Below are 26,163 nucleotides of genomic sequence, written 5' to 3' on the forward strand. Positions count from 1 at the left end.
CAGTTACCTTAGCACGCCCGGCGCGCCCTATGGAATATCACTTCCTGATGGGTTGCGGCGCGAAACCATTGCTGTTTGCGGCGAGGCTGCATAAGCTGTGATTTTACCATCACGCTTTTGCGGAGATCCTCATGCCGGTAACGACCCCTTTTTCATCAGCCAGTACGCTGCCTTACGAGGCGCCGCCGTTCGACGCGATAACCGATAACGACTACCGCCCGGCCTTTGACGAGGCGGTGCGCCAGAAGCGCGCCGAGGTGGAGGCGATCGCCGCCGACACCGCCGCGCCGACGTTTGAAAACACATACCTGGCGCTTGAGTGCAGCGGTGCGATGCTCGCGCGCGTCACCAGCGTCTTTTTCGCGATGACCTCCGCGCACACCAATGATTATCTGCAAACGCTGGATGAAGAATTCTCCACGGAGCTTGCGGCACTGGCCGATGATATTCATTTCAATGAAACCTTATTTGCGCGCCTCAATACCGTTTATGAGCAGTGCGACGCGCTGGGGCTGGATGAGGAATCGCGCCGTCTGGTGGAGGTCGTCTGGCAGCAGTTTATGCTCGCGGGCGCGACGCTTGGCGCGGAGCAAAAAGCGCAGCTTAAAGCGCTAAACCGCGAAGCCGCGCAGCTCACCAGCCAGTTTAACCAGCGTCTGCTGGCGGCGGATAAAGCGGGCGGGCTGCTGGTGTCGTCCCGCGAGGCGCTGGCAGGGCTTGGCGAAGCAGAGGTCGCCGCCGCCGCGCAGGCCGCGCGTGAAAAAGGGCAGGAAGGGCGCTGGCTTATCGCGCTGCTGAACACCACACAGCAGCCGGCGTTACAGTCACTGGAGCGTCGCGAGACGCGCGAGGCCCTTTTTAAAGCGGGCTGGCACCGCACCGAAAAAGGCGACGCCAACGACACGCGCGCGCTGGTATTGCGCCTGGCGCAGCTGCGCGCGCAGCAGGCGGCGCTGCTCGGCTTTAAAGATTTCGCCTCCTGGACCATTGCCGATCAGATGGCCAAAACGCCGGAGGCGGCGCTGCGCTTTATGCGCGATATCGTGCCGGCGGCGACGGCGCGCGCCAACCGGGAGCTTGCCGATATTCAGCAGGTCATTGACCGCGAGAACGGCGGCTTTCAGGCCGAAGCCTGGGACTGGGCGTTTTACGCCGAACAGGTGCGGCGCGAAAAATACGCGCTCGACGATGCGCAGATCAAACCGTATTTCGAGCTGGATAATGTGCTTATTCACGGCGTCTTTTACGCCGCCAGCACGCTGTTCGGGCTTCGTTTCCAGGAACGCACCGACATTCCGGTTTATCACCCGGATGTCCGCGTCTGGGAAATCTTTGATAAAGACGGCAGCGGGCTTGCGCTGTTTTACGGCGATTTCTTCGCGCGCGACAGCAAAAGCGGCGGTGCCTGGATGGGCAATTTCGTCGACCAGTCCACGCTCACCGGCCACAAGCCGGTTATCTACAATGTTTGTAACTATCTGAAGCCTGCCGCCGGTCAGCCTGCGCTTATTTCCTGGGATGACGTTATCACGCTGTTCCACGAATTTGGCCATACGCTGCACGGCCTTTTCGCCAGCCAGCGCTACGCGACGCTCTCCGGCACCAACACGCCGCGTGATTTCGTGGAGTTCCCGTCGCAAATCAACGAACACTGGGCGAGCCACCCGGACGTTTTCGCAAACTTTGCGCGCCATTATCAGACCGGTGAGCCGATGCCGGACGCACTTCGCGAGAAACTCTTCCGCGCGGCGCGCTTTAACAAAGGCTACGACATGACCGAGCTCTTGGCCGCGGCGCTGCTCGATCAGCACTGGCACAGCCTGACGCCGCAATCCACACCCGAGGATGTGACTGCGTTTGAAGCAGCCGCGCTTTCACAGGAGCACATCGCGCTGCGTGCCGTCCCGCCGCGCTACCGGAGCAGCTATTTCGCCCACATCTTTGGCGGCGGCTACGCGGCGGGCTACTACGCCTATCTCTGGACACAAATGCTGGCGGATGACGGCTATCAGTGGTTTGTAGAGCAGGGCGGCTTGAGTGCGCAGAACGGCGAGCGTTTTCGCGACGCCATTCTTTCGCGCGGCAACAGTCGCGATCTGGAAGGGTTGTGGCTCGCCTGGCGCGGCCATGCCCCGCGCATCGAGCCGATGCTGGAAAACCGTGGCTTAACGGAATAAACCCACGTTTAGGTGACGTTGAACCTGCGCATGGCATGATGCGGCAATAAGCGTGATGTTGAGCGCAGGACAATAACAATCCATGCAAGCCTTACCGTCAGTCATACTGGCGGTATTTTTTTGTTTTACGCTCAGTCATCCCATTTCTTGCTGCAATACGCGGCAAGAAACCCCGCCAGCAAGACAATTCCCGGCATACAGATAAACAGATCCGCGGCTCCCGGCATCACGACTCCCGCCTTTAGTCACACCCTTCTTTAACAAAGCCCTGAACGTGTGACGTAAAGACGACAGCGGGATAATAGTTTCGCGACACAGGCGCTTACTGCGCGTTTTCGCAGAGCGGCGCGTCGGGGAGGTTGGCGGCGTCCGGTAGCTCAGGCGGCGTTGCGAAACCAGCGCCAGCGCTGAATAGCGGCATGCCGTCAAGCTGCCACTGCTGCCAGAGCGCAAGCTGGGCGGGCGTTAACGGCACATCGCTGTAAATCAGATAGTGATCGGCGGCGAACTGCGTGAGATCGGGCAGCGGCACGGGCTGCTGCAGCACATCAATGCGAAAGCCTTCACCGGAAAAGCGAATCGCTTCCAGCCAGACGCTCAGCGGATCGTGACTGTTCATCGCTATCACGACCAGCCCGGACGCCGGACGCTTACGCAGCGTCTGCATCAGAAAGGTGGCGTATTCGATAATCAGCGTGTCGAAGCGCGCGCGGCGCGTCAGTTGCGCGCTGGCGTGCCCGTGCCCCAGCCACAGACGGAGTGGCAGCACGACCTTATCCAGCAGCATCCCGGCGGGCAGCTCGCGGCCCATTTTAAGCAGCAGCGCGCGGCCCTTTTCAAGACTCGTTTTCTCAAGCGTAGCGAGCAACTGCTCCTGTCATACTTCCCACTGGCTGATCTGGGTCGTCTGTTCACCCTTCAGAATGCGGGCGATTTCATTAAGCGGCAGGCCGCGATCGAGCCATTTCAGGATGGCGTGAATGCGCATCAAATGGCTGTAGTCAAAATAGCGTCTGCCGCTGTCGTCGCGCACGGGCTGGAGTAATCCTGACCGCTGCCACGCGCGTAAATTAGGCATGCTGACTCCGCACTGATCGGAGAGCATTTCGATCGTGAAATGAGACATGGCGATTCCTTAATGCCAGGCTGCAATACAAAACAGGAGAGGAATGGCCCTTTCAAGAGAAACGAAGGGAAGAAGAGAACAGGGTTTACGCTAACACACTTCCTCCACCCTGCTAATCATTAACGGTGCATTATTCAATATTCGTCGTGAATATGAATATACATTAGGTAAGCTGATAATGCCGGTTCGGCAATAATTTAGCCGGTTTTTGCGCCTCTTCGTTCATTTCACGTAAGTCTATTTCAATATTATTGCAAAGCGCGTCCAGCGGCAGATCGTTATCTTCGGTGCCGAAAGGGTCTTCCAGCTCTTCGGCCAGCGTATCGAGCGCAATAAACGTGTACGAAATAAACACGGACACAAAGGGCGTCATAAAATGCAGGTCAGTCACCAGCGCGAACGGCAGCATAATACAGAAGCAATAAACCGTGCGGTGCAGCATCAGCGAATAGGCGAACGGCGGCGGCGTATTGGCGATGCGCTCGCAGCCCGCCAGTACTGCCGCAAGCTGATTAATATGCTGATCGAGTGTCTGAAAGAGAATATCGGACAGCCCGTTGCGCCGCGCGGCAAGCCACTCAGCCATAATAAGTAAAATCGTATTGCAGGGAGAATTGCTGTTCATTACGCGCGCCATTTCACTGCGGGTGAGATAGCGGTCAAGCACATTGTCGAGCTTCCTGCGGCGCAGCGTCAGGCGCAGGCAGTGGCAAAACGCTACCTCCAGATTCACCAGATGATGCAGCTCCTGTGCGTTATCCGGCAGCAATGTGCGGGCAGTGCGCAGCAGTGAACGGCAGTGGATAACCAGTTGCCCCCAAATCAGGCGCGCTTCATTAAAACGGGCAAAACAGGTGCTATTTCGAAATCCAAGAAAAATCGCAATCGCCACCCCCAGAATACTAAAAGGGGCGGTGGTCAGTTTTATTCCGAGCGCCTCATACCACGGTAAAAAGAAAATAACCGTCACGGAGAGCAGGAAATTAAGGAGTAGACGCGTGGATATTTTGGCTAATACGGAACCATGCCAGACAAAGAGTCGGGCAAACCAGTGCTGAGGGGGACGAACAATCATGATACTCACAAGGGGTTAACAAAAGCGCTACTTATTAAACGAGATAGCGCTTTTGTCTGCAACCAGAAAAACGCAGTGTCTTACCCTAAAGGAATAAATTTCGCCTTTGCACGCGCCAGCCAGTCGCGGGACTTTCTCAGCGAACCGCCTTTGCGGAACAGCAGAAACACGTCTTGTCCCATAATCAGCACCATAAATCGGTCTTTTAACTTCATGGAGGGGCAGCAGTACCATTTCTGTTTCATTAATCACTCCTCGGCGGAAATTAAATCAACGAACGACACTTCGCAGATAAATAATAGACCTCACAGCGACCCGGAAATAATTAATGCTTTCTTTTAAGAATTTTCTTATTAAGCGAAAGCGCAAGACGATAAAACCCTTTGGTATTCAGCAGATAAACACACCCTGTAAAATATATTCGTACAAGCGCAGCGTTAAAATAGTTGATTGCGGCTAATGTGACTTGCGAAACGGAGAAGCGTGCCTATAGTTACTGCTGCGTTCGCATGGTGAGAACGCGGTTTAAATTATCTCTGCTTATCCGAGGAGAATATTATGGCTCAACATCGTGGTGGTTCAGGTAATTTTGCTGAGGATCGTGAACGCGCTTCTGAAGCCGGTCGTAAAGGCGGCCAGAATAGCGGCGGAAATTTTAAAAATGACCGCGAGCGTGCCGCAGAAGCTGGCCGTAAAGGCGGTAGAAGCAGCAGCCGTTCGTCTTCCTGACGGGCTGGCGGGCCGCATGCGCCCGGCATAACGTCCCTCCGGTATGGGTTAATGCTCATACCGGAGGTCGTTTAGCGCATGACGTAAATACCTTTTATTTGTTTAATGACCTTATGAAATTACAACGCGCAGTAAAAATAACGTTGCTTCCGCTTCTTTCCCTCGCTTTTTTAGCGCAGGCGGAAAACGCCACACCGCCGGGTGCTGATAAAAGCACGACGATCAGGTTACTGGAAACCGGTGCGGCCGTATTACAAAGCAACGCTCCGTTAAAAGGATTTGATATTTATCTGGTGGGCTTTCATCCGATGAAAGAGATCCCCGAAAAACAGATGGAAGCGCACCACTATTGCCATCAGGTCAATCAGGATTTTGCCCAGTGCGTCTTATTTGACGGTAATACCAAAGAGGCCAGGATGAATGGCCTGGAATATATCATTTCCGAAAAACTGTTTAATCAACTGCCGGCGCAGGAAAAACAGTACTGGCATCCGCACAATGGCGAAATCCTCAGCGGGCAGCTTATCGCGCCGGGTATCCCGGAGCCAGCTGAGCACCGCCTGATGCAGGATAAAATGAACAGCTACGGGAAAACCTGGCATGTCTGGCATACCGGCGGGCCGGGTGATAAAGGCGATGCGTTGCCGCTTGGGCCGCCGATGCTTGCCTGGTCATTTAACCGTGACGGCGAGGCGAAGCCTGAGCTTGTCAGCGAGCGCGACAAAAAGCTTGGCGTCAACACTGACGAAATCCGCCGCTCGCGCGCCGATCTTGAAAAATTCGCGAAGCCGCAAAGCGGCGTCGATGCCCTGAAAGGGCAGTTTAAAGGCGATATCAAAGATATTCCTGGCGTAGTGGACAGCAGCGCTTCGTCTGAGAAAAAATAACCCCTGTTTGTGCCTTTCGTTTTCCCCACTTCGGTGGGGATTCTTTTATCTGCTACATGAATATTTTTCAACACCCATGAAATTTCCTCGTTTGCCTGATGCACAGGGTAATGTCATTCTCTGGACATATAGACATCCAGACGGCTAAAAATTCAATTATTGAACTATCACCTGACGTGACCATCGCGGCAGGCTACGAGGAGAACACTATGCAGCGTCAACACGCCCCGTTTCGCGCCGATATCGTCGGCAGCTTTTTACGTCCGGATGCCATTAAGCAGGCCCGCCAGCAGTTTGCGGCAGGGGAGATAGACGCCGCGCACCTGCGTAAAATCGAAGACGACGCGATTCGTCACGCCGTTGAACAGCAGTGCGCCTGCGGCCTGCATGTGGTAACCGACGGCGAATTTCGCCGCGCCTGGTGGCATCTCGATTTCTTCGGCGCGCTGCAGGGCGTGGAGCTGGTGGAAGTGAATCAGGGCATCCAGTTCAACGGTATCCAGACCAAAGCGCAGAGCGTGCGCGTCACCGGTAAAGTGGCGTTTGGCGATCACCCGATGCTGGAAGATTTCCGCTTCCTGAAAAGCGTCAGCGGCAATGCCGAGCCGAAAATGACCATTCCAAGCCCGAGCGTGCTGCATTTTCGCGGCGGCGCGGCGGCCATCGACCGCAACGTCTACCCGGATCTGAAGGACTACTTCGACGATCTCGCCACCACCTGGCGTGACGCCATCCGCGCCTTTTACGACGCGGGCTGCCGTTACCTGCAACTGGATGACACCGTCTGGGCGTACCTGTGCTCGGACGATCAGCGCCGTCAAATCCGCGAGCGCGGCGACGACCCGGACGAGCTGGCGCGCATTTATGCCCGCGTGCTGAACCAGGCGCTGGAAGGCAAACCGGAGGATTTAACCATCGGGCTGCACGTCTGTCGCGGGAATTTCCGCTCAAGCTGGATTGCCGAAGGCGGCTATGAGCCGGTGGCCGAAGTGCTGTTTGGCACCGTGAATGTCGATGCGTTTTTCCTGGAATATGACAACGACCGCTCCGGCGATTTCGCGCCGCTGCGCTTTATCCGTCCGGGTAAACAGCAGGTGGTGCTGGGGCTGATTACCACCAAGAATGGTGAGCTGGAGAACCCGGAGCTGATTAAAGCGCGTCTGGAAGAGGCGGCGAAATATGTGGATATCAGCCAGATCTGTTTAAGCCCGCAGTGCGGTTTCGCCTCGACCGAAGAGGGCAACAGCATTACGCCTGCCGAGCAGTGGGAAAAAGTGCGCCTGGTGACGAGTGTCGCCAGCGAAGTGTGGTAAGGCGGGTTTTGAACGGCGGGTGCGCGATGCTTACCCGCCCTACAGAAATATGACGCTGATGTTGATGGTTTTGCTCCGGCTTAAAAAAATCGGCCTCGCTGTTTCGCCGCAGGCCGGGGCGCACCGGAGGGACCCGGTGCGAGGGCATGACAATACAGGGAGGTATTGTCTTGCCCGACCCGCAGCCGGAGGGAATAAGGCGAGGCTTCCCCGCAGGGGCGATTTTCCGCCGGGAGCCGGGACTGCAAAGGGGGCGGCGGCGAGCCCCCTTTGCACGTTCGCGTGAGGAAAGCGTCTATATAAAGATGACATTGTGGCGAACGGAACGAATTCACTGACCTGATATGTTAATAAATGGCTGGCGGGTGCGCTTTGCTTACCCGCCCTACAAAACGCCACCCTTATCGCATGCCGAGTGCGCTTTGCTTACCCGCCCTACAAAACGCCACCCTTATCGCATGCCGAGTGCGCTTTGCTTACCTGCCCTACAAAACGCCACCCTTATCGTAGGGTGGGTAAGCGCAGCGCACCCACCATTTCTGTGCCCCACCATTAACCCGCCCTCTGAAGCCATCGCAAAAATGTATTCCCGCCACGTTAACCATCATCTTTATTTATTTTATCGGCACATTGCACATTAATGTCGCACCGCTGCACCATAACGAAACCACGTATTATCAGAAGGAGGAGGTTTTAAAGAGTAAACAGAAAGTATTTTGAGATTTAATTATTAAAATGTTGAAATATAAGTAATTTTAAAAACTGGCATCCCCTTTGCTTAATAACACTCATCTTGTATACCAGATGGGATGCCAGTTATGTCACAGAGTTCACCGCTGTTTACGCCTCTGACGCTTGCTGAGTGGCGCAGGGAATATCAGGACGATCCGACGCGCATTACGGAAATTTATTCCGCCGCTTTTACGAATAAAGAAAATAACGATCCGGCGTGGATAACCCGCGCTAGCCCGTCGCATCTTGAAGCCCAAATCGCGCCGTTACTGGCGGCTATTAACGAGGGCAAAAGCCTTGCGGATTTTCCGCTCTTCGGCGTGCCGTTCGCGGTGAAAGACAATATTGACGTTGCCGGGTTACCCACAACGGCCGCCTGTCCGGCGTTTGCGTATACCCCGCAAGAGGACGCCACCGTTGTGGCGAAACTCAAAGCCGCAGGCGCTATCGTGCTTGGCAAAACCAATCTGGATCAGTTCGCGACAGGGCTGGTCGGCACCCGCTCGCCCTACGGCGCGGTGCCGAACACCTTTAACCCGGCCTATGTCAGCGGCGGCTCCAGCGCCGGTTCGGCGTCCACGGTGGCGCGCGGGCTGGTCGCTTTCGCGCTCGGCACCGACACCGCAGGCTCCGGGCGCGTCCCGGCCGGGTTCAACAACATTGTCGGCCTCAAACCCACCAAAGGCTGGCTGTCGAACCGCGGCGTAGTGCCCGCCTGCCGCCTGAACGACTGCGTGTCGGTCTTCGCGTTAAGCGCCGCCGATGCTTTCCAGGTGGCGAGCCTCGCAGGTGGTTATGACGCCGCGGATGCGTACTCGCGCGCTAATCCGCGCACCGCGCCCGCACGACTGCCCGCACAACCCCGTTTTGCGGTGCCTGACGCGCCCGAATTTTATGGCGACCGCCACAGCGAGGCGGCATACCGCCAGAGCCTGGCACGCCTCGAAGCGCTCGGCGCGACGCTGGTGCCGGTCGATTTCACGCCGTTTCGCACGCTTGCGGAGCAGCTCTATCAGGGCGCCTGGGTCGCCGAGCGCACCGTCGCGGTGGGCGAGATGCTCAATGCGCCAGCGGACGTCATGGACCCGACCGTGCGCGGCATTGTGGAGGGCGGCCTGAAATACACGGCCTGCGACGCCTGGCAGGCGGAATATACCCGCGCCGCGCTCGCGCGCCATATTGCACAGGTGCTGGAGACCGTAGACGCCCTGGTGGTGCCGACATCGCCCACCATTCATACGCTCGATGAAATGAAAGCAGAGCCGGTGCGCTACAACTCGCACTTCGGCTACTACACCAACTTCACTAACCTGGCCGATCTCTGCGCGCTGGCGCTGCCCGGCGATTTCCGCGACGACGGCCTGCCGGCCGGCATTACGCTTATCGCGCCCGCCTGGCATGACGCGGCGCTGGCGCACTTCGGCGCGCTCTGGCAGCAGGCAGTGCCGCTGCCGCTCGGCGCAACGAATAAAGCGCTGCCCGCGGCCGAACCGTTCGCGCCATCGCCGCACCACGTGCGCCTCGCGGTCGTCGGCGCGCACCTGCGCGGCATGCCGCTCAACCACCAGCTCACCACCCGCGACGCGGTGTTTATCAAAGAGACCACCACGGCGGCGGACTATCGCCTTTATGCGCTCGCCAACACCACGCCGCCGAAGCCAGGGCTTGCGCGCGCAGACAGCGGGCAGCCCATCGTGGTGGAGCTGTGGGATATCCCGCTCGCACGCTTTGGGGAGTTTGTTGCGGAGATCCCGCCGCCGCTTGGTATCGGCACGCTGACGCTCGCCGATGGCCGCGCGGTAAAAGGCTTTATCTGCGAACCGCAGGCGCTCGGGAGCGCCACTGACATCACGGAATGGGGCGGCTGGAAAGCCTGGCTTGCCCGCCACCAGAGCGCCTGAGGAGAAAATTATGTTCAGTAAAGTGCTTATCGCCAACCGCGGCGAGATCGCCTGTCGCGCCATTCGTACCCTGAAGAAAATGGGCATCGCGAGCGTCGCGGTCTACTCAACGCCGGATCGTAACGCGCAGCATGTGCTCGATGCCGATATCGCCATCGCGCTCGACGGCGACGCGGCGCGCGACACCTATCTTAACGTCGATAAAATTCTCGCAGCGGCGAAAGCGAGCGGGGCGCAGGCGATTTTCCCCGGCTACGGTTTTCTTTCCGAGCGCGCTGAATTCGCAGCGGCGTGCGAAGCCGCGGGCCTGGTATTCATCGGCCCGACGCCGCAGCAGATTGGCGATTTTGGCCTGAAACACCGCGCCCGCGCGCTGGCGGCACAGGCGGGCGTGCCGATGACGCCGGGCAGCGGGCTGCTGCGCTCGCTTGAGGAGGCAACCCAGGCGGCAGAAGATATTGGCTACCCGGTGATGCTGAAAACCACCGCGGGCGGCGGCGGCATCGGACTGACGCGCTGCGACGACGCGCCTACGCTGGCGCAGGCCTGGGAGAGCGTCAGACGCCAGGGCCTCCAGTTTTTCAGCGATGACGGCGTGTTTATTGAGAAATTCATCAGCCGCGCGCGTCATCTGGAAGTGCAGATCCTGGGCGATGGCAAGGGTTACGTGGCGGCGCTCGGCGAGCGCGACTGTTCGCTCCAGCGCCGTAATCAGAAAGTGGTGGAAGAGACGCCCGCGCCGGGTCTGCCGCAGGCGACCCGCGAGGCGCTGCACGCCGCCGCGGTGGCGCTTGGCGAATCGGTCAATTATCGCAGCGCAGGCACCGTTGAGTTTATCTACGACGCCGGGAGCGATCGCTTCTGGTTTCTGGAGGTCAACACCCGCCTTCAGGTGGAGCACCCGGTAACTGAGGCCGTGACGGGGCTCGATCTTATCGAGTGCATGATCAATGTGGCCGCGGGCGAGCCGCTGGACAGGGCGCGGCTCGCAAAAGCGCCGCAGGGCGCGTCGATTGAAGTGCGTCTCTATGCCGAAGATCCCCTGAAAAACTTCCAGCCGTCGCCGGGGCAGCTTACCGACGTGCATTTCCCTGACGGCGTGCGCGTCGATGGCTGGGTCAGCACCGGCGCGGAAGTCAGCGCGTTTTACGATCCGATGATCGCCAAAATCATCGTTCACGGCGATGACCGCCCGCAGGCGCTGTCGAAACTGCGTCAGGCGCTCGACGCCACGCGCCTGCACGGCATCGCCACTAATCTCGATTATCTGCGCCAGATTATCCGTCTGGAGGCGTTTGAAAACGCCACCATGTGGACGCGTCTGCTGGATGAAGTGAGCTACCACGCGCACGCCATCGAAGTGCTGGAGCCAGGCACCTGGAGCAGCGTGCAGGATTATCCGGGCCGTCTGGGCTACTGGGATATCGGCGTGCCGCCGTCCGGGCCGATGGACGATTACGCCTTCCGTCTGGCCAACCGTATCGTGGGTAACGCGCCGGAGGCCGCCGGGCTTGAATTCACGCTTCAGGGACCGACGCTGCGCTTTCACAGCGACGCTATCTTCGCGCTCACCGGCGCGGACTGCGACGCAAAGCTCGATGGCGAGCCGGTCGCCTGCTGGCAGCCGGTTACCGTCCGCGCCGGGCAGACGCTGACGCTGGGCCGCGCCCGCACAGGCTGTCGCGGTTATCTGGCGGTGCGTAACGGCATCGACGTGCCGCAGTATCTCGGCAGCCGTTCCACCTTCGCGCTCGGGCAGTTCGGCGGCCATGCGGGCCGCACGCTGCGCCCCGGCGATGTGCTGGCGATATCGCGCCCGGCGCTCGCCGCCTGCACCACGCCTGCGCCCATCTCGCCGCCCCGGACGCCGGAGCCGGGGGTTATCCCGCGTTATGGCGAGGTCTGGAATATCGGCGTGCTCTACGGGCCGCACGGCGCGCCCGATTTCTTCACGCCCGCGTCGATGGACGCCTTCTTCGCCGCCGAATGGCAGGTGCATTACAACTCCAACCGTCTCGGCGTGCGGCTGGTCGGCCCGAAGCCGGAATGGAGCCGCGCCGACGGCGGCGAGGCGGGGCTGCATCCGTCTAACGTCCATGACTGCGAATACGCTATCGGGGCGATAAACTTTACCGGCGACTTCCCGGTGATCCTCACCCGCGACGGCCCAAGCCTCGGCGGATTTGTCTGCCCGGTCACCATTGCGCGCGCGGAGCTGTGGAAAGTCGGTCAGGTGAAGCCTGGCGATCGCATTCGTTTTCATCCGATAAGCATCGAACATGCGCAGTCGCTTGAGCTGGCGCAGGAAGTGGCGTGCAACCATCTGCGCGCGGTGACGGCCCGCCCGGATGAGACGCCAACGCTGCTGCCCGGCACAACCGGAAGTGCGGCGATTTTAGCCGAAGTGCCTGCGCAGAACGGGCTGCCCGCCGTGGTCTGGCGGCAGGCGGGCGACAGCTACATTCTCATCGAATATGGCGACAACGTGCTGGATCTGGCGCTGCGCCTGCGGGTGCATCTGCTGATGAAAGCGATTCGTTCGAGCGGCGTCGAGGGCGTGGAGGAGCTTTCGCCCGGCGTGCGGTCGTTGCAGGTACGTTACGACAGCCAGCGTCTGGGGCAGCGCGCCTTGCTGACGCTGCTGATGAGCCTTGAAAAACAGCTCGGCGATGTGGAGTCGCTGAAGATCCCCTCGCGAATCGTCTGGCTGCCGATGGCGTTTGAAGACAGCGCGACGCTTGGCGCGGTCGAGCGTTACCAGCAGACCGTGCGCGCCCAGGCGCCGTGGCTGCCGAATAACGTCGATTTTATCTGCCGCGCGAACGGGCTGTCGCACCGCGACGACGTGAAAAAGGTAGTGTTCGACGCGAGCTATCTGATCCTCGGGCTGGGGGATGTCTATCTCGGTGCGCCGTGCGCGGTGCCGGTCGATCCGCGCCATCGCCTGCTCAGTTCGAAATATAACCCGGCGCGCACGTGGACCGCCGAGGGCACCGTCGGCATCGGCGGGATGTATATGTGCATCTACGGTATGGATTCGCCCGGCGGCTACCAACTGGTGGGGCGCACGTTGCCCATCTGGAACAAATTCCTCAAAAACCCGCAGTTCGGCGAGGAGCCGTGGCTGCTCAAATTCTTCGATCAGGTGCGCTTCTACCCGGTGAGCGAAGCCGAACTGAATGATTTCCGTGACGCCTTCCGCGAGGGCCGCGCGTCTGTCCGTATTGAAGAGGGCGAGTTTGATTTTGCGGCGTATCGCGCCTTTTTAGCGGCCAACGAGCAGGATATTGCCGCGTTCCGCGAGCGTCAGCAGGCCGCGTTTAGCGCCGAGGTGGCGCACTGGCACACGCAGGAGCCGGAGGATGACCCCCATGAGGCGCAGGCAGAAGATGAGGCCGAAAGCGAAGGGCAGCTGGTGAGCGCCGATCTCAACGGCAACATCTGGAAGATTCTGGTCGAGCCGGGCCAGCGGGTGAAGCAGGGCGAGCCGCTTATCGTGGTGGAGGCCATGAAGATGGAGCTGATGGTGCATGCGCCGGTGGATGGCGTGGTGGCGCGTATTCGTTGTCAGCAGGGGCGGCCTGTGGCACCGGGCGATGCCCTTTTGTGGCTGGGCTGATCTGGCTTGCCGGGCGGCGGGTGCGCTTCGCTTACCCGCCCTACAACGCTGAGTTGATCTGGCATGCCAGACGGCGGGTGCGCTTCGCTTACCCGCCCTACAACGCTGAGTTGATCTGGCATGCCAGACGGCGGGTGCGCTGAAGCTTACCCGCCCTACAACGCAAGCCGCCCCGTAGGGCGGGTAAGCGACGCGCACCCGCCATGTTAAACCAGACGCAAAAAGGAGGCGCTATGCCGCTTACCGCCCGACAACACGAGGCGCAACCGGAGGCGCAGGGCGATCGCATCTACCGGCTGATGAAACAGGCGATCTTCGATTTCCGCCTGCTGCCGGGCGATCGCTTCAGCGAAAACGACGTCGCCGCGCGCATGGGGGCAAGCCGCACGCCGGTACGCCAGGCGCTGCACCGGCTCGAACAGGAAGGCTATCTCGACGTCCAGCCGCGCAGCGGCTGGCAGGTGCGGCCGATCGATTTCGATCATCTGGAGGCGCTCTACGATCTGCGCATCGTGCTGGAAACCGAAGCCGTTGCGCGCCTCTGCGCCTTACCGGCGCACGTCACGCCGTTGCCGCTGCGTGAGCTGCGCGAATTCTGGATTGACGCGCCGCCGCTCGCGGACGGCAGCGATGTCGCGCCGCATGATGAGGCATTCCACCTGACGCTCGTTGCTACCGCGGGCAACCCGGAAATGGCGCGCGTGCATCGTGAGGTCACGGAAAAAATCCGCATTGTGCGCCGCATGGATTTCACACAGGCGTCACGCGTCAGCGCGACCTACGCCGAGCACGGCCAGATCCTGCTCGCCATATTTGAACGCAACCTGAAGGAGGCCCGGACCCGACTGTACGACCATATCGCTCAAAGCCAGAAAGAGGTTCGCAAGATTACGCTGCACGCCCTGCAACAGGCGCGGCGTGGCGCGTCAGATTAACCGTACACACAGCATCCATTATCAGGAGTGACCTTATGCATCGTCGTACTTTGTTAAAAGCCTTCGCCCTTTCCGCCTCGGTCATCAGCATGGGGTTCGCCTTCAGCGCCCAGGCCGCCGACACCATTAAAGTGGGCATTATGCACTCGCTCTCCGGCACGATGGCGATATCGGAAACGCCGCTCAAAGATGTGGCGCTAATGACTATCGATGAGATCAACGCCAAAGGCGGCGTTCTCGGTAAAAAGCTGGAGCCGGTGGTGGTCGATCCGGCCTCCAACTGGCCGCTGTTCGCCGAGAAAGCCCGCCAGCTGCTGAGCCAGGATAAGGTCGCGGTGGTCTTCGGCTGCTGGACATCGGTCTCGCGTAAATCGGTGCTGCCGGTCTTTGAAGAACTCAATGGGCTGCTGTTCTACCCGGTGCAGTATGAAGGCGAAGAGATGTCGCCGAATGTCTTCTATACAGGGGCCGCGCCTAATCAGCAGGCGATCCCGGCGGTGGAATACCTGATGAGCGAAGATGGCGGCGGCGCGAAGCGTTTCTTCCTGCTCGGCACCGATTACGTCTATCCGCGTACCACCAATAAAATCCTTCGCGCGTTCCTGCACGCCAAAGGCGTGCAGGACAAAGACATTGAAGAGGTTTACACGCCGTTTGGCTACAGCGACTACCAGACGATTGTCGCTAACATCAAAAAATTCTCCGCGGGCGGTAAAACGGCGGTCGTATCCACCATTAACGGCGACTCCAACGTGCCGTTCTATAAAGAGCTGGCGAACCAGGGGCTGAAGGCGACCGACGTGCCGGTGGTGGCGTTCTCGGTGGGCGAAGAAGAACTGCGCGGGATCGACGCCAAACCGCTGGTGGGCAACCTGGCCGCGTGGAACTACTTCGAGTCGGTGGATAACCCGGAAAACAAAAAATTTGTCGCTGATTACCGCGCTTACGCCAAAGCGCACAAGCTGCCGAACGCCGATACCGTCGTGACCAACGATCCGATGGAAGCGACCTATGTCGGCATTCATATGTGGGCGCAGGCGGTAGAGAAGGCGGGCACAACGGATGTCGACAAGGTGCGCGCGGCGATGGCGGGGCAATCGTTCAAGGCACCGTCCGGCTTTACGCTGACGATGGATAACACCAATCACCATCTGCATAAACCGGTGATGATTGGCGAAATCGAGGGCAACGGCCAGTTCAACGTGGTGTGGCAGACCGAAGCACCGGTGCGCGCGCAGCCGTGGAGCCCGTATATCGCCGGGAACGACAAAAAAGCCGATACGCCGGTGAAAACCGCCAGCAATTAAGGGGCGGTTACGGGCCACGCAATTGTGCCGGTTAATATGGCGGGTGCGCTTCGCTTACCCGCCCTACACGGAATAAACGTGTTTTGTAGGGCGGGTAAGCGAAGCGCACCCGCCGTAAAAACTCTGTAACCGCGCACCCGCCATAACCGACTGCAAGCCACAACGGTTGCAAAGGAGATAACCATGACATTATTCCGCTGGCTGATGGTCGCCGTCTTGCTGGTGCCGTGGCTCGCCCGCGCCGGTGACGCCGATGATTTTGCGGCCGCCAACCGAAGCACACAGGCGACGCTGCTGCAAACCTGGGCGACAGCGCCGGACGCCGCCCGTCTGCCGCTGCTGGTCGCGCTCGGCCAGGAGAATCTGGTCGTTGATACGCAGAAGCATCCGTTCGCGCAGCGCCCGGAAGGGCTGACTGCGCTCGGGAGCGCCGCCACGCCGGTGGGCGCGGTAAAACCCCTTCGGCTCACCAACCGCCTGCGCAATCTCGCCGCCGCGGCGCTGGCCACACATCGTCTGGTGAGTGACAACGTCACGCAGCGCCTGGATGCCGCCCGCGCGTTACAGCGCGACGGCGACCCGCAAATGGCTCCCTTACTGACGCAGCGCCTGGCCGTTGAAAAAGACGACACCGTGCGCGACGCGCTCGCCACCGCGCTCGCGAGCCTGCAACTGGCAAGCCCGGATGCGGCGGTGCGCCTTAACGCCGTCACGCGGCTTGACGAATCCGGCGATCCGCAAACCCGCGCGCGGCTCCAGCCCTTTACCGACGCGGCCAGCGAGCCTGACGCCCGCGTGCGCGAGGCCGCAGCCGCAAGCGTTCGTGCAATTGACCATCGCCTGATGGTGGGCGATCTGCTCGGCCAGACCTTTATGGGGCTGTCGCTCGGCTCGATTCTGCTGCTGGCCGCGCTCGGTCTTGCCATCACCTACGGCCTGCTTGGCGTTATCAATATGGCCCACGGCGAAATGCTGATGCTCGGCGCTTACGCCACCTGGTGCGTGCAGAACGCGCTGGCGGAATTTGCGCCGCAGTGGCTGGCGTTCTATCCGCTGCTGGCGCTGCCGGTGGCGTTTCTGGTGACGGCCTGCGCCGGGATGGCGCTTGAGCGCACCATTATTCGCCATCTGTATGGCCGCCCGCTGGAGACGCTGCTCGCCACCTGGGGCATCAGCCTGATGCTTATCCAGCTGGTGCGCATGGCGTTTGGCGCGCAAAACGTAGAGGTGGCGAACCCGGCCTGGCTCTCCGGCGGCATTCAGGTGCTGCCGAACCTGATCCTGCCGTGGAACCGTCTGGTGGTGATGGGCTTTGTGCTGCTGGTGCTGTTTTTCACCTGGCTTGTGCTCAATAAAACACGGCTTGGCATGAACGTGCGGGCGGTAACGCAAAACCGCGCAATGGCCGCCTGCTGCGGCGTGCCCACCGGGCGCGTCGATATGCTGGCCTTCGGGCTTGGCTCCGGCATCGCGGGGCTTGGCGGCGTGGCGCTCTCACAGCTTGGCAACGTTGGGCCGGAACTCGGTCAGGGCTACATCATCGATTCGTTTTTAGTGGTGGTGCTGGGCGGCGTTGGTCAGTTCGCAGGGAGTGTGGCGGCGGCGTTCGGTCTGGGCATCTTTAATAAAATCCTCGAGCCGCAGGTGGGCGCGGTGCTTGGCAAAATCGCCATCCTGGTGATGGTTATCCTGTTTATTCAGAAACGCCCGCAGGGGCTGTTCGCACTCAAAGGGAGGGCCGTGGAATGACGCAGCCGGTGACTTTAACGCTGGTCCGAAATGCGCCGCGCCTGAGCGTTATCGCAGGCGGGCTGGCGCTGGCGGCGCTCTTCGCGCTGCCGTTTCTGACGCTGTTACCCGCAAGCCACCCGCTCGCGGTCTCCACCTGGACGCTGACATTAATGGGCAAAATCCTCTGCTACGCGATTGTCGCGGTGGCGCTGGATCTGGTCTGGGGCTACGCCGGGCTTTTATCACTCGGCCACGGAATTTTCTTCGCGCTCGGCGGCTACGCGATGGGCATGTATCTCATGCGCCAGGCGGCGGGCGACGGGCTGCCCGCGTTTATGTCGTTTCTCTCCTGGAGCGAGCTGCCGTGGTACTGGTGGGGCACGTCGAATTTTCTCTGGGCGCTGCTGCTGGTGGTGCTGGTGCCGGGGCTGCTGGCGCTGGTTTTCGGCTTTTTTGCGTTCCGCTCGAAAATTAAGGGCGTCTATTTCTCCATCATTACCCAGGCGCTGACCTTTGCCGGGATGCTGCTCTTTTTTCGCAATGAAACCGGCTTTGGCGGCAACAACGGCTTTACGGGATTTACCACGCTGCTCGGGTTTTCGCTCACCGCGACCGGCACGCGCATCGCGCTCTTTATCGCCACGCTCGCCTTACTGCTGGCCTGTCTCGCCGTCGGGCTGTGGCTCGCGCGCAGCAAATTTGGCCGGGTGCTGACGGCGGTGCGCGACGCGGAAAGCCGCCTGATGTACTGCGGCTACGATCCGCGCGGCTTCAAGCTGCTGGTCTGGACGATTTCCGCGGTGATGTGCGGCCTTGCAGGCGCGCTCTATGTGCCGCAGGTCGGCATCATTAACCCCGGTGAAATGTCGCCGACCAACTCCATTGAAGCGGCCATCTGGGTGGCCCTCGGCGGGCGCGGCACGCTGGTGGGGCCGGTGTTCGGCGCGCTGCTGGTCAACGGGGCCAAAAGCCTCTTTACCGTGGTGATGCCGGAGTACTGGCAGCTCTTTTTAGGGCTGATATTTATTCTGGTCACCCTGTTTCTGCCGCGCGGTGTGGCGGGGCTTTTGCGCAGAGGAGAGAAATAATGCACGCCACGGATACGCTCTATACCCGGCAGTATGAGACCGACCGCTTTCGCGCCGAGACCGATCCGGTGCTGCAACTGGAGAAAATCAATGTCAGTTTTGACGGCTTCCAGGCGCTCACCGATCTGACGCTCTCGACCGGCATCGGCGAACTGCGCTGTATTATCGGCCCCAACGGCGCGGGCAAAACCACGCTGATGGATGTGATCACCGGCAAAACCCGGCCCCAGAGCGGGCGCGCGATTTACGATCAGCAAACCGACCTGACGCGCCTTGAACCGGTGGAAATCGCCCGGCGCGGTATCGGGCGCAAATTCCAGAAGCCAACGGTGTTTGAGGCGCTGACGGTGTTTGAGAATCTGGAGCTCGCGCAAAAGGGCGATAAATCGGTGCGCGGCACGCTGCGCGCGCGGCTGAATGCCGAGCAGACCGACCGTATCGACGCGATGCTGACAACGCTGCGCTTAGGGGCAGAGCGCCAGCGCCTGGCTGGCGCGCTCTCGCACGGTCAGAAGCAGTTTCTGGAAATCGGCATGCTGCTGATGCAGGAGCCGCACCTGCTGCTGCTCGATGAGCCCGCGGCGGGCATGACCGACGCGGAAACCGACTACGCCGCCGAGCTGTTTCGCGCGCTGGCGGGCAAACATTCTCTGATGGTGGTGGAGCACGATATGGGCTTTGTGGAGACCATCGCCGACAAAGTGACGGTGCTGCATCAGGGCCAGGTGCTGGCGGAAGGCTCGCTTGCCGAGGTTCAGGCCAACGAGCAGGTGATCGACGTCTATCTCGGGCGTTAAGGAGCAACGATGTTAAACGTGGATGAACTGCATCAATACTATGGCGGCAGCCATATCCTTCGCGGCGTGTCGCTTGAGGCGCGCACGGGCGAGGTGACCTGTCTGCTCGGGCGCAACGGTGTGGGCAAAAGCACGCTGCTGAAATGTCTGATGGGGCTGATTCCGGCGAAAACCGGCTCGGTCACCTGGCAGGGCGACGTTATTACCCGTTATAAACCGCACCAGCGCGTGGCGGCAGGCATCTCGTATGTGCCGCAGGGACGTGAGATTTTCCCGCGGCTGACGGTGGAGGAAAACCTGCTGATGGGGCTGTCACGCTTTCGCGGTGCAGAGGCCAGAAGCGTGCCAGAGGAGATTTATATGCTCTTTCCGGTGCTGAAATCGATGCGCCAGCGGCGCGGCGGCGATCTCTCCGGCGGGCAACAGCAGCAGCTTGCCATCGGCCGGGCGCTCGCCAGCCGTCCGCAGTTATTGATCCTCGACGAACCCACCGAGGGCATTCAGCCATCGGTCATCAAAGAGATTGGCGAGGTGATCCGCGCGCTGGCCGCCCGCGGCGATATGGCCATTCTGCTGGTAGAGCAGTTTTATGATTTCGCCGCCGGGCTTGCGGATAACTATCTGGTGATGTCCCGCGGCGCTATCGTGCAACGCGGCCCCGGCGCTGCGATGGAAGCCGACGGCGTGCGGGGGCTGGTTGCGATTTGATACTAGTAAAAGGCTGGCAGGAGGCTGGCTTTTTATTACCGACTTGATGAATTCTTATTTAACAGCGCTAAACGAGCGCGGGTTATCTGGCGGGCTCAAAGTTTATCTTTATCGTGATATTATTACACGCGTATTATCAAAGGGATTTAACTGATGACCGCAACGGATGATTTTTAATGCAAAATATTGAGAAAGAAATAATCGAATTCATCAACCAGGATTATAACCCCAAAAAGTATTTTCTCTTTTGCCCCAAACATCCCGTGACGCGCGACACCCGTATCAGAGACGACCTGAATCTCGTTTTTGAGGACAACGAAGCGTTACTGCAAACCTATTTCCGCCGCTGGCATGTTGAGCCAGGCGGCTTTGAAATACTCGATTATTTTCATCCCGACTATTTTGGAAGCAAAGAGCCTGACCCGCATAAACCTCTCACCGTCGCAATGCTGGTGGAGAGCGCAAAGGCGGGGCGCTGGTTATATGAATAAATCTCGTTCATCTCTGATGAGTTCACTACATTTATCAACGAAACGCACTGAACGCATTCTGGCAGAAAAGGATAAAAGATCATGGATAACGATTTCAGGCGTTTCTTCTGTGAGATAATTTTCCGGCCCTTAATGGTGCTCGTTTCCATGTCCTGCATACTCATATTACACGATGCGCTCTATTATTTTGTCTGGCGGGTGTTTTATGGAGCTTATAGCGTTCGGATGACAGTCTCGCTTAATTTAACCTTGTGGTATGGCATATTTCCAGCATTCATTATAATGGCGTTATTACCGCTTCGCTTAATGAAAGGGCATTTGTTGCTGATGCTTTTAATACCGGTAATGCTCCTCGGCTTCGGTGGCTCAACACATTTCATACTCTGTATATTGTTAAGCTTTTACTGGCTACTCGGTGGTGGGCTGATGCTTTTTATGAAATATGTGGTCTATCGACAGGTCGCCGTTTTACTCAAAATCCCTCCGCTATAAAACGTGCGGGCCAGGCGTTTACCCGGCCCGCACTTCACTCAGCCCGGTTGCATCACCCCAACGGCTTTCACGCGCATGCCTTTTACCATCATCAGATACGCCATAGCTGCGAAAACCATCAGCGACGCGAACAGCGACCATGACGGCAGCGTGGTCAGCACAAAGCCGCTGTACATCGGGTTGAACGCCGCGCCCAGCCAGCCGAGCGACTGCACGGAGAAGTAACCGGCTTTCAGGCCCGGCGGGGCAATATTGTCGATCAGCATATATTCACCCGGCGCATAGATGATTTCGCCAAGCGTAAAGACCGCCGCCGCCGCGCCCCACATCCAGAGATTGGTGCCCGACATCAGAAAGCCGCCGAGGCCGAGAATAAAGCAGACGGTGCCGAAGAGCATCAGGCGGCTTAAATTGTCGGCGCGCAGTTTTCTGCCCACCAGGTACTGCAGCGAAACCACAAGAACGGCGTTGACCGGCAGCACCACTGCGACAACCTGCTGCGCCAGCGCGCTGTCGGAAAAGGTTAAGACATATTGCGAAATACAAACGGCAAAGGAGCCGGCCACCAGCGAGCCGAGAAACGCCGAGCCGGTGAACCACAGCAGACGCTGGTCGCGCCACAGCAGCGAGAGCGGCGGCGGGCCTGAGGGAGCGTCGGCCTGCTCATGCGCTGGTGCCACGCGCTGCACAAAAATACTGATAACCACAAAGGTAATGCCAGAGGTCACCGCCGAGAGCCAGAACGGCATATTGAGGCCATAGACCATCAGCAGCGTGCCGACGGGCGGGCCCACCGTCCAGCCGATATTCAGAAAGGTGTAGTTAAGCGAGAAAATACGCGCCTTGGCCGCCGCGCCCAGCGTATCGGCGAAATAACTCTTCAGCACGGTAGAAAACACCGAATACGCGCAGTTAATGATGGCGAAAAAGAGGATCACCAGCAGGGCGTTATGCATCAGCGGGATCGCCACAAAGCCCGCCACAAAGATGGCGATAGCGATGAGCATATAGCGCTTTTTGTCGAAGCGGTCGGCGAACACGCTAAACGCCAGGCTGAAAAAAACGCCTGCGGTCATCGCGCTCGTTAGCGCGACGCCAATTTCATCGACCGACATCGCGAAGCGTTTCGCGAGATAGATCGCCATAAACGGCAGCGTGGCGCCGCGGCCAATGGTCAACATTAACGACGAGCCCAGCAGCGCGACGGTGGAACGCGTTTTCTTTGATAACATTTTCTTATCTTTTTTATCGGGTGAGCGGGAGCGAGCGCCTGTTCAGGCCTCTTTTAAAGCAATAACATGCCATCCGGGCGCTGTACACCCTGTGGGGTGTTCAGAAGTGCTTTACGTTCCCCCCATAAATTAGTGATCTGTCTCTCACCTTAAGATTCCGGTATGGTGAAGTATTAACATAATTTTAATAAATAACAGGGGCAGGGGATGACGCGTAAAGACGGGCTGCTGGCGCTGCTGGTGGTGCTGGCCTGGGGGTTGAATTTCGTCGTAATTAAAGTCGGTTTACACGCCATGCCGCCGCTGCTGCTGGCGGGGCTGCGGTTTTTGCTCGTCGCCTTTCCCGCGCTGCTGTTTGTCGCCCGCCCGAAAGTGCCGTTTCGGCTGCTGCTCGGCTACGGACTGACGATAAGCTTCGGGCAGTTCGCGTTTCTCTTTAGCGCCATTAAGTTCGGCATGCCCGCGGGCCTCGCCTCGCTGGTGCTGCAGGCGCAGGCGTTTTTCACCATTGTGCTCGGCGTGTTTGCCTTTCGCGAACGTCTGCAGGCTAAACAGCTCACCGGCATTGCGCTCGCCGTCGGCGGGATGCTGGTACTGATTGAGGGCAGCCTTAACGGCCAGCATGTGGCGCTGACCGGTTTTATGCTGACGCTCGCCGCGGCGCTGAGCTGGGCGTGCGGCAATATCTTCAACAAAAAAATCATGCAGTTGCCGACGCCGCCTGCGGTGATGTCGCTGGTGGTGTGGAGCGCGCTGATCCCGGTGCTGCCGTTTTTTGCGGCGAGCCTGGTGTTCGACGGCGCGGATGCGGTGGTGCAGAGTCTCGTGAATATCGACAGCGTGACGGTGCTGTCGCTGGTTTATCTGGCCTTTATCGCGACTATTCTCGGTTATGGCATCTGGGGCACGCTGCTCGGGCGTTATGAGACCTGGCGCGTGGCGCCGCTTTCACTGCTGGTGCCGGTGGTGGGGCTTGCCAGCGCCGCGCTGCTGCTGGATGAGCGGCTCTCGGTATTGCAGATTATTGGCGCGCTGCTGGTGATGGCGGGGCTTTATATCAACGTCTTTGGCTGGCGGGTACGGCGAGCGGTGCGCAGCGCATAAAAAAACCGGGCCAAAGCCCGGTTTTTCTTAACGCGACTGGTTGTAGTACGGCACACCCAGTTCGTCTGATTTATCGCTGCCTGCGCTGCGATGGCTGAGATCCAGCGATTCATGATGCTCAATCGGCACCATCATTGTGCTGGTGTCCCCGGCGCACGCGTCAGTTTTGGGGCTGCCTGCCAGCGCATAGCCGGAGGTCAACGCCAGCAACAGCGCAGCGGCGCACGTGACGGATTTCATAATTTCCTCGGTTATCTCCCGAAAGGAGAAGTGTAACGGCGGAATGCCGCCGTCGGCGTTCTTTAACTACTCAGTGATTCAGCGGGTGGAGGTACTTGCCTTCGCCCGGCATCCGCGTCACGCGATATTTATGCGGCGGCACGGAGAAATAGTTCTTAAACGTGCGGGTCAGCGTCTGCTGGGATTCAAACCCATAGCGCTCGGCCAGATAAAGAATCGGTTCGTCGCTCTCTTTGAGTTTGAGGGCAATCTCGGTCAGTTTCCGGTTGCGGATATACTGGCCCAGCGAGTGACCGGTCTCTTTTTTGAACATGCGTTGCAGGTGCCATTTCGAGTAACCCGAACGCGCCGACACTTTCTCAAGGGAAAGGGGGGATTCCAGGTTATCTTCAATCCAGTCCAAAATGCTATGAATAGTAATGGCATCATTGTTGCGTCTGGACATCGTCTTACCTCTTTGCTGTTACGGCAGCACCCTTTTAAGCAGGTATTCGAGGGTCGCCACTTCGTCTGCCGTCAGGTTTTTTGTTAATTCTTGATGCAGGTTTTGTCCTACCAGCTGGTGGCACTGTTCACACAGCACCGCGCCTTCTTCCGTGAGCTCAACCAGGATGCCCCGTTTATCGTTAGGGTTAGGCAGACGCGCCACCCAGCCCTTGCATACCAGACGATCCAGCATGCGCGTCAGAGCACCTAAATCTACTGAGAGCACTTTTTTCAGCTCCCCTGGCGTGATGCGGCCAGGACAGCGAATGGAACAGAGCACCTTAAACTGCGCTGCCGTGATATCGAGCGGCGCAAGGTACTCATTGAGCAGGCGATCCTTTTTCTGATTCACCAGGTGAATCAGTCGTCCTAAAGGAATAATCTCGTTAAACAGATCGCTGTTATTTTCCAACATAGTTGCCCAGGCAAGTAGATTAGTCACGCGAGATATTATTGCCTAGGCAAACATAAGTCAACCGAATGATTTTCGCGATCACACGATCTGCTAAAACGTGTTAAAAACCCTTCAAAATCAAAGGAAAGGTAAGGACTATCGCTGCGATAGCGCGCGCCTGTTAAGCGCGAAAGGCGTAACGTTAAGCGGTGAAAACAGAGAAAAAAGAATAAAAAAACGCCGCCTGAAGCGGCGGCGTTAAGATTAACCGTGGTGCGGTTGTTCCTCAGGAAGCTGAACCGGCCAGCGGCGGAAAATCACAATCGCCCAGATAAACGCGACCAGCGCCGGAATAGCGCCCATATAACCGATGGACGACATCGAGAGTTGCAGGCTCACCTGGTTGCCCACCAGCGCGCCCGCGCCGATACCGATGTTAAAGATGCCGGAGAAGAGCGACATCGCCACATCGGTGGCGTCCGGGGCCAGCGCCAGCACTTTCACCTGCATACCGAGGCCGATAAGCATAATCGCAATACCCCAGAACGCGCTGAGAATGGTCAGGTTTACAGCGCTGTGCGAGGCGGGCAGCAACAGCAGCAGGCAGATAACCAGTACGCCGATGGCGCTACTGATAAGCCCGGAGGCGTGCAGGTTGCCGAGCTTGCCGAAAATCACGCTGCCGATAATGCCCGCGGTGCCGAGCACCAGCAGCAGGAAGGTGGCGAAGTTTTCGCTCAGGCCCGCGACGTTCTGCACGAACGGCTCAATATAGCTGTAGGCCGTGAAGTGCGCGGTCACCACCACGGCGGTCAGCACATAGATGCACAGCAACGCCGGGCGACGGAACAGCGCCGGCAGGCTCGCAAGAGAGCCGGAGTGTTCGCTCGGGATTTTTGGCAGCAGTTTCACCAGGCAGGCGAGCGTAATCAGCGCGCCGATGCCGATGGCGAAAAACGTGGTGCGCCAGCCGAAATATTGCCCGACGATGCGCCCGATGGGCAGGCCGAGTACCGATGCCAGCGCGGTGCCGGTCGCAATCAGGCTCAGCGCCTGGGCGCGTTTGCCCGGCGGGGCCAGACGAATGGCCAGCGACGCGGTAATCGACCAGAAAATCGCATGGGCGAAGGCGATGCCGATACGGCTAATCACCAGCACCTCGAAGCTCCAGGCCATAAACGACAGCATATGGCTCGCGATGAACACCACAAACAGCGCAATCAGGAGCTTGCGGCGCTCCACCTGGCTTGTCAGCAGCATAAACGGCAGCGACATCAGCGCCACCACCCAGGCGTAGATCGTCAGCATAATGCCCGCCTGCGCGGATTCCATATGGAAGCTCGCGGCGATATCAGAGAGCAGACCCACCGGCACAAACTCGGTGGTATTAAAAATAAATGCTGCGACCGCAAGCGTAACCACCCGCAGCCACGCGGTTTTGCGAGAGACTGTATTCATCGTCATAGAAAAGATTCGCGCTGGTCAGAAGTGAATAAGAAGCGAGCGATCTTAAAACTTTCGCCTGCCGGGATACAACCATTTTGTGACGTAAATCTCACTTTTACACCCAGCATGTAACAAACGACGCGGCAGAAACGC

General features: G+C 58.9%; 23 protein-coding genes and 1 pseudogene. 15 read left to right on the forward strand and 9 right to left on the reverse strand.

Annotated features, from left to right (window positions below):
* Window positions 1-131: 131 nt before the first annotated feature.
* A complete protein-coding gene (gene dcp, locus CSK29544_RS15120; protein ID WP_007901432.1) occupies window positions 132-2,177 on the forward strand; it encodes a peptidyl-dipeptidase Dcp in 2,046 nt (681 codons plus the stop codon).
* Between the two features lie 131 nt (window positions 2,178-2,308).
* Here dcp and mgtS read toward each other — a convergent pair whose 3' ends face one another.
* From mgtS to CSK29544_RS24605, 4 genes and pseudogenes are all read right to left on the reverse strand, one after another.
* Window positions 2,309-2,404 (reverse strand): protein MgtS, encoded by a 96-nt coding sequence (mgtS, locus tag CSK29544_RS24340; RefSeq protein WP_004387782.1) that lies wholly within the window; start codon window positions 2,402-2,404, stop codon window positions 2,309-2,311.
* 95 nt (window positions 2,405-2,499) lie between these two features.
* A pseudogene (locus CSK29544_RS15130) lies at window positions 2,500-3,303 on the reverse strand (MerR family transcriptional regulator).
* 163 nt (window positions 3,304-3,466) lie between these two features.
* Complete coding sequence (locus tag CSK29544_RS15135; protein ID WP_029039120.1) at window positions 3,467-4,378, reverse strand: bestrophin family protein; 912 nt, start codon at window positions 4,376-4,378, stop codon at window positions 3,467-3,469.
* 80 nt (window positions 4,379-4,458) lie between these two features.
* A complete protein-coding gene (locus CSK29544_RS24605; protein ID WP_004386223.1) occupies window positions 4,459-4,623 on the reverse strand; it encodes a hypothetical protein in 165 nt (54 codons plus the stop codon).
* A 313-nt stretch (window positions 4,624-4,936) separates the two neighbouring features.
* Here CSK29544_RS24605 and CSK29544_RS15140 point away from each other — a divergent pair, with 313 nt between their 5' ends.
* From CSK29544_RS15140 to CSK29544_RS15205, 13 genes are all read left to right on the forward strand, one after another.
* Window positions 4,937-5,107, forward strand: a complete 171-nt coding sequence (locus CSK29544_RS15140) for a con-10 family general stress protein (protein ID WP_029039119.1) — start codon at window positions 4,937-4,939, stop codon at window positions 5,105-5,107.
* A 113-nt stretch (window positions 5,108-5,220) separates the two neighbouring features.
* Window positions 5,221-5,994, forward strand: a complete 774-nt coding sequence (locus CSK29544_RS15145) for an OBAP family protein (protein ID WP_007901425.1) — start codon at window positions 5,221-5,223, stop codon at window positions 5,992-5,994.
* 209 nt (window positions 5,995-6,203) lie between these two features.
* The gene (locus CSK29544_RS15150; RefSeq protein ID WP_007901421.1) at window positions 6,204-7,307 is read left to right on the forward strand and encodes a cobalamin-independent methionine synthase II family protein; all 1,104 of its coding nucleotides are present in this window, start codon (window positions 6,204-6,206) and stop codon (window positions 7,305-7,307) included.
* Window positions 7,308-8,125: 818 nt separating this feature from the next.
* Window positions 8,126-9,940, forward strand: coding sequence for an allophanate hydrolase (gene atzF, locus CSK29544_RS15160; protein ID WP_007900115.1), 1,815 nt, complete (start codon window positions 8,126-8,128; stop codon window positions 9,938-9,940).
* 10 nt (window positions 9,941-9,950) lie between these two features.
* The gene (uca, locus tag CSK29544_RS15165) at window positions 9,951-13,559 is read left to right on the forward strand and encodes an urea carboxylase (protein WP_029039118.1); all 3,609 of its coding nucleotides are present in this window, start codon (window positions 9,951-9,953) and stop codon (window positions 13,557-13,559) included.
* 233 nt (window positions 13,560-13,792) lie between these two features.
* Window positions 13,793-14,494: a GntR family transcriptional regulator gene (locus CSK29544_RS15170; RefSeq protein ID WP_007900119.1), complete on the forward strand. Its 702-nt coding sequence runs from the start codon at window positions 13,793-13,795 to the stop codon at window positions 14,492-14,494.
* A gap of 35 nt (window positions 14,495-14,529) precedes the next feature.
* Window positions 14,530-15,801, forward strand: a complete 1,272-nt coding sequence (urtA, locus tag CSK29544_RS15175) for an urea ABC transporter substrate-binding protein (RefSeq protein ID WP_007900121.1) — start codon at window positions 14,530-14,532, stop codon at window positions 15,799-15,801.
* A gap of 183 nt (window positions 15,802-15,984) precedes the next feature.
* Window positions 15,985-17,550 carry an urea ABC transporter permease subunit UrtB gene (urtB, locus tag CSK29544_RS15180; RefSeq protein ID WP_007900123.1) on the forward strand — a complete coding sequence of 522 codons (1,566 nt, stop codon included), beginning with the start codon at window positions 15,985-15,987 and terminating at the stop codon, window positions 17,548-17,550.
* Window positions 17,547-18,620, forward strand: a complete 1,074-nt coding sequence (gene urtC / locus CSK29544_RS15185) for an urea ABC transporter permease subunit UrtC (RefSeq protein ID WP_007900124.1) — start codon at window positions 17,547-17,549, stop codon at window positions 18,618-18,620. Before urtB ends, urtC begins: the two co-directional genes overlap by 4 nt.
* Complete coding sequence (gene urtD / locus CSK29544_RS15190) at window positions 18,620-19,417, forward strand: urea ABC transporter ATP-binding protein UrtD (RefSeq protein ID WP_007900128.1); 798 nt, start codon at window positions 18,620-18,622, stop codon at window positions 19,415-19,417. Before urtC ends, urtD begins: the two co-directional genes overlap by 1 nt.
* A 9-nt stretch (window positions 19,418-19,426) precedes the next feature.
* On the forward strand, window positions 19,427-20,125 hold the full coding sequence (gene urtE / locus CSK29544_RS15195) for an urea ABC transporter ATP-binding subunit UrtE (RefSeq protein WP_007900131.1): 699 nt from the start codon (window positions 19,427-19,429) through the stop codon (window positions 20,123-20,125).
* A gap of 176 nt (window positions 20,126-20,301) precedes the next feature.
* On the forward strand, window positions 20,302-20,616 hold the full coding sequence (locus CSK29544_RS15200; protein ID WP_007900139.1) for a DUF1493 family protein: 315 nt from the start codon (window positions 20,302-20,304) through the stop codon (window positions 20,614-20,616).
* An 81-nt stretch (window positions 20,617-20,697) separates the two neighbouring features.
* The gene (locus tag CSK29544_RS15205; RefSeq protein WP_029039117.1) at window positions 20,698-21,108 is read left to right on the forward strand and encodes a hypothetical protein; all 411 of its coding nucleotides are present in this window, start codon (window positions 20,698-20,700) and stop codon (window positions 21,106-21,108) included.
* A gap of 38 nt (window positions 21,109-21,146) precedes the next feature.
* On the opposite strand, the gene ydeE is transcribed toward CSK29544_RS15205, so the two are convergent.
* Window positions 21,147-22,340: an efflux MFS transporter YdeE gene (ydeE, locus tag CSK29544_RS15210; RefSeq protein ID WP_007900141.1), complete on the reverse strand. Its 1,194-nt coding sequence runs from the start codon at window positions 22,338-22,340 to the stop codon at window positions 21,147-21,149.
* Window positions 22,341-22,547: 207 nt separating this feature from the next.
* Between ydeE and eamA the strand changes: the two genes are divergently transcribed.
* The gene (eamA, locus tag CSK29544_RS15215; RefSeq protein ID WP_007900143.1) at window positions 22,548-23,444 is read left to right on the forward strand and encodes an O-acetylserine/cysteine exporter; all 897 of its coding nucleotides are present in this window, start codon (window positions 22,548-22,550) and stop codon (window positions 23,442-23,444) included.
* A gap of 27 nt (window positions 23,445-23,471) precedes the next feature.
* On the opposite strand, the gene marB is transcribed toward eamA, so the two are convergent.
* The 4 genes from marB to CSK29544_RS15235 all read right to left on the reverse strand — a co-directional run bounded on the left by marB (window position 23,472) and on the right by CSK29544_RS15235 (window position 26,028).
* Complete coding sequence (marB, locus tag CSK29544_RS15220; RefSeq protein ID WP_004384917.1) at window positions 23,472-23,684, reverse strand: multiple antibiotic resistance protein MarB; 213 nt, start codon at window positions 23,682-23,684, stop codon at window positions 23,472-23,474.
* Window positions 23,685-23,754: 70 nt separating this feature from the next.
* Window positions 23,755-24,129, reverse strand: coding sequence for an MDR efflux pump AcrAB transcriptional activator MarA (gene marA / locus CSK29544_RS24345; RefSeq protein ID WP_004384918.1), 375 nt, complete (start codon window positions 24,127-24,129; stop codon window positions 23,755-23,757).
* An 18-nt stretch (window positions 24,130-24,147) separates the two neighbouring features.
* Window positions 24,148-24,582, reverse strand: coding sequence for a multiple antibiotic resistance transcriptional regulator MarR (marR, locus tag CSK29544_RS24350; protein ID WP_004384919.1), 435 nt, complete (start codon window positions 24,580-24,582; stop codon window positions 24,148-24,150).
* A gap of 246 nt (window positions 24,583-24,828) precedes the next feature.
* Entirely contained in the window at window positions 24,829-26,028 is a 1,200-nt protein-coding gene (locus tag CSK29544_RS15235) for a sugar transporter (RefSeq protein ID WP_007900148.1), read from the reverse strand.
* Between the last annotated feature and the right edge of the window lie 135 nt (window positions 26,029-26,163).

Origin of the sequence: Cronobacter sakazakii, from assembly GCF_000982825.1 — a bacterium.
Taxonomy (GTDB): domain Bacteria; phylum Pseudomonadota; class Gammaproteobacteria; order Enterobacterales; family Enterobacteriaceae; genus Cronobacter; species Cronobacter sakazakii.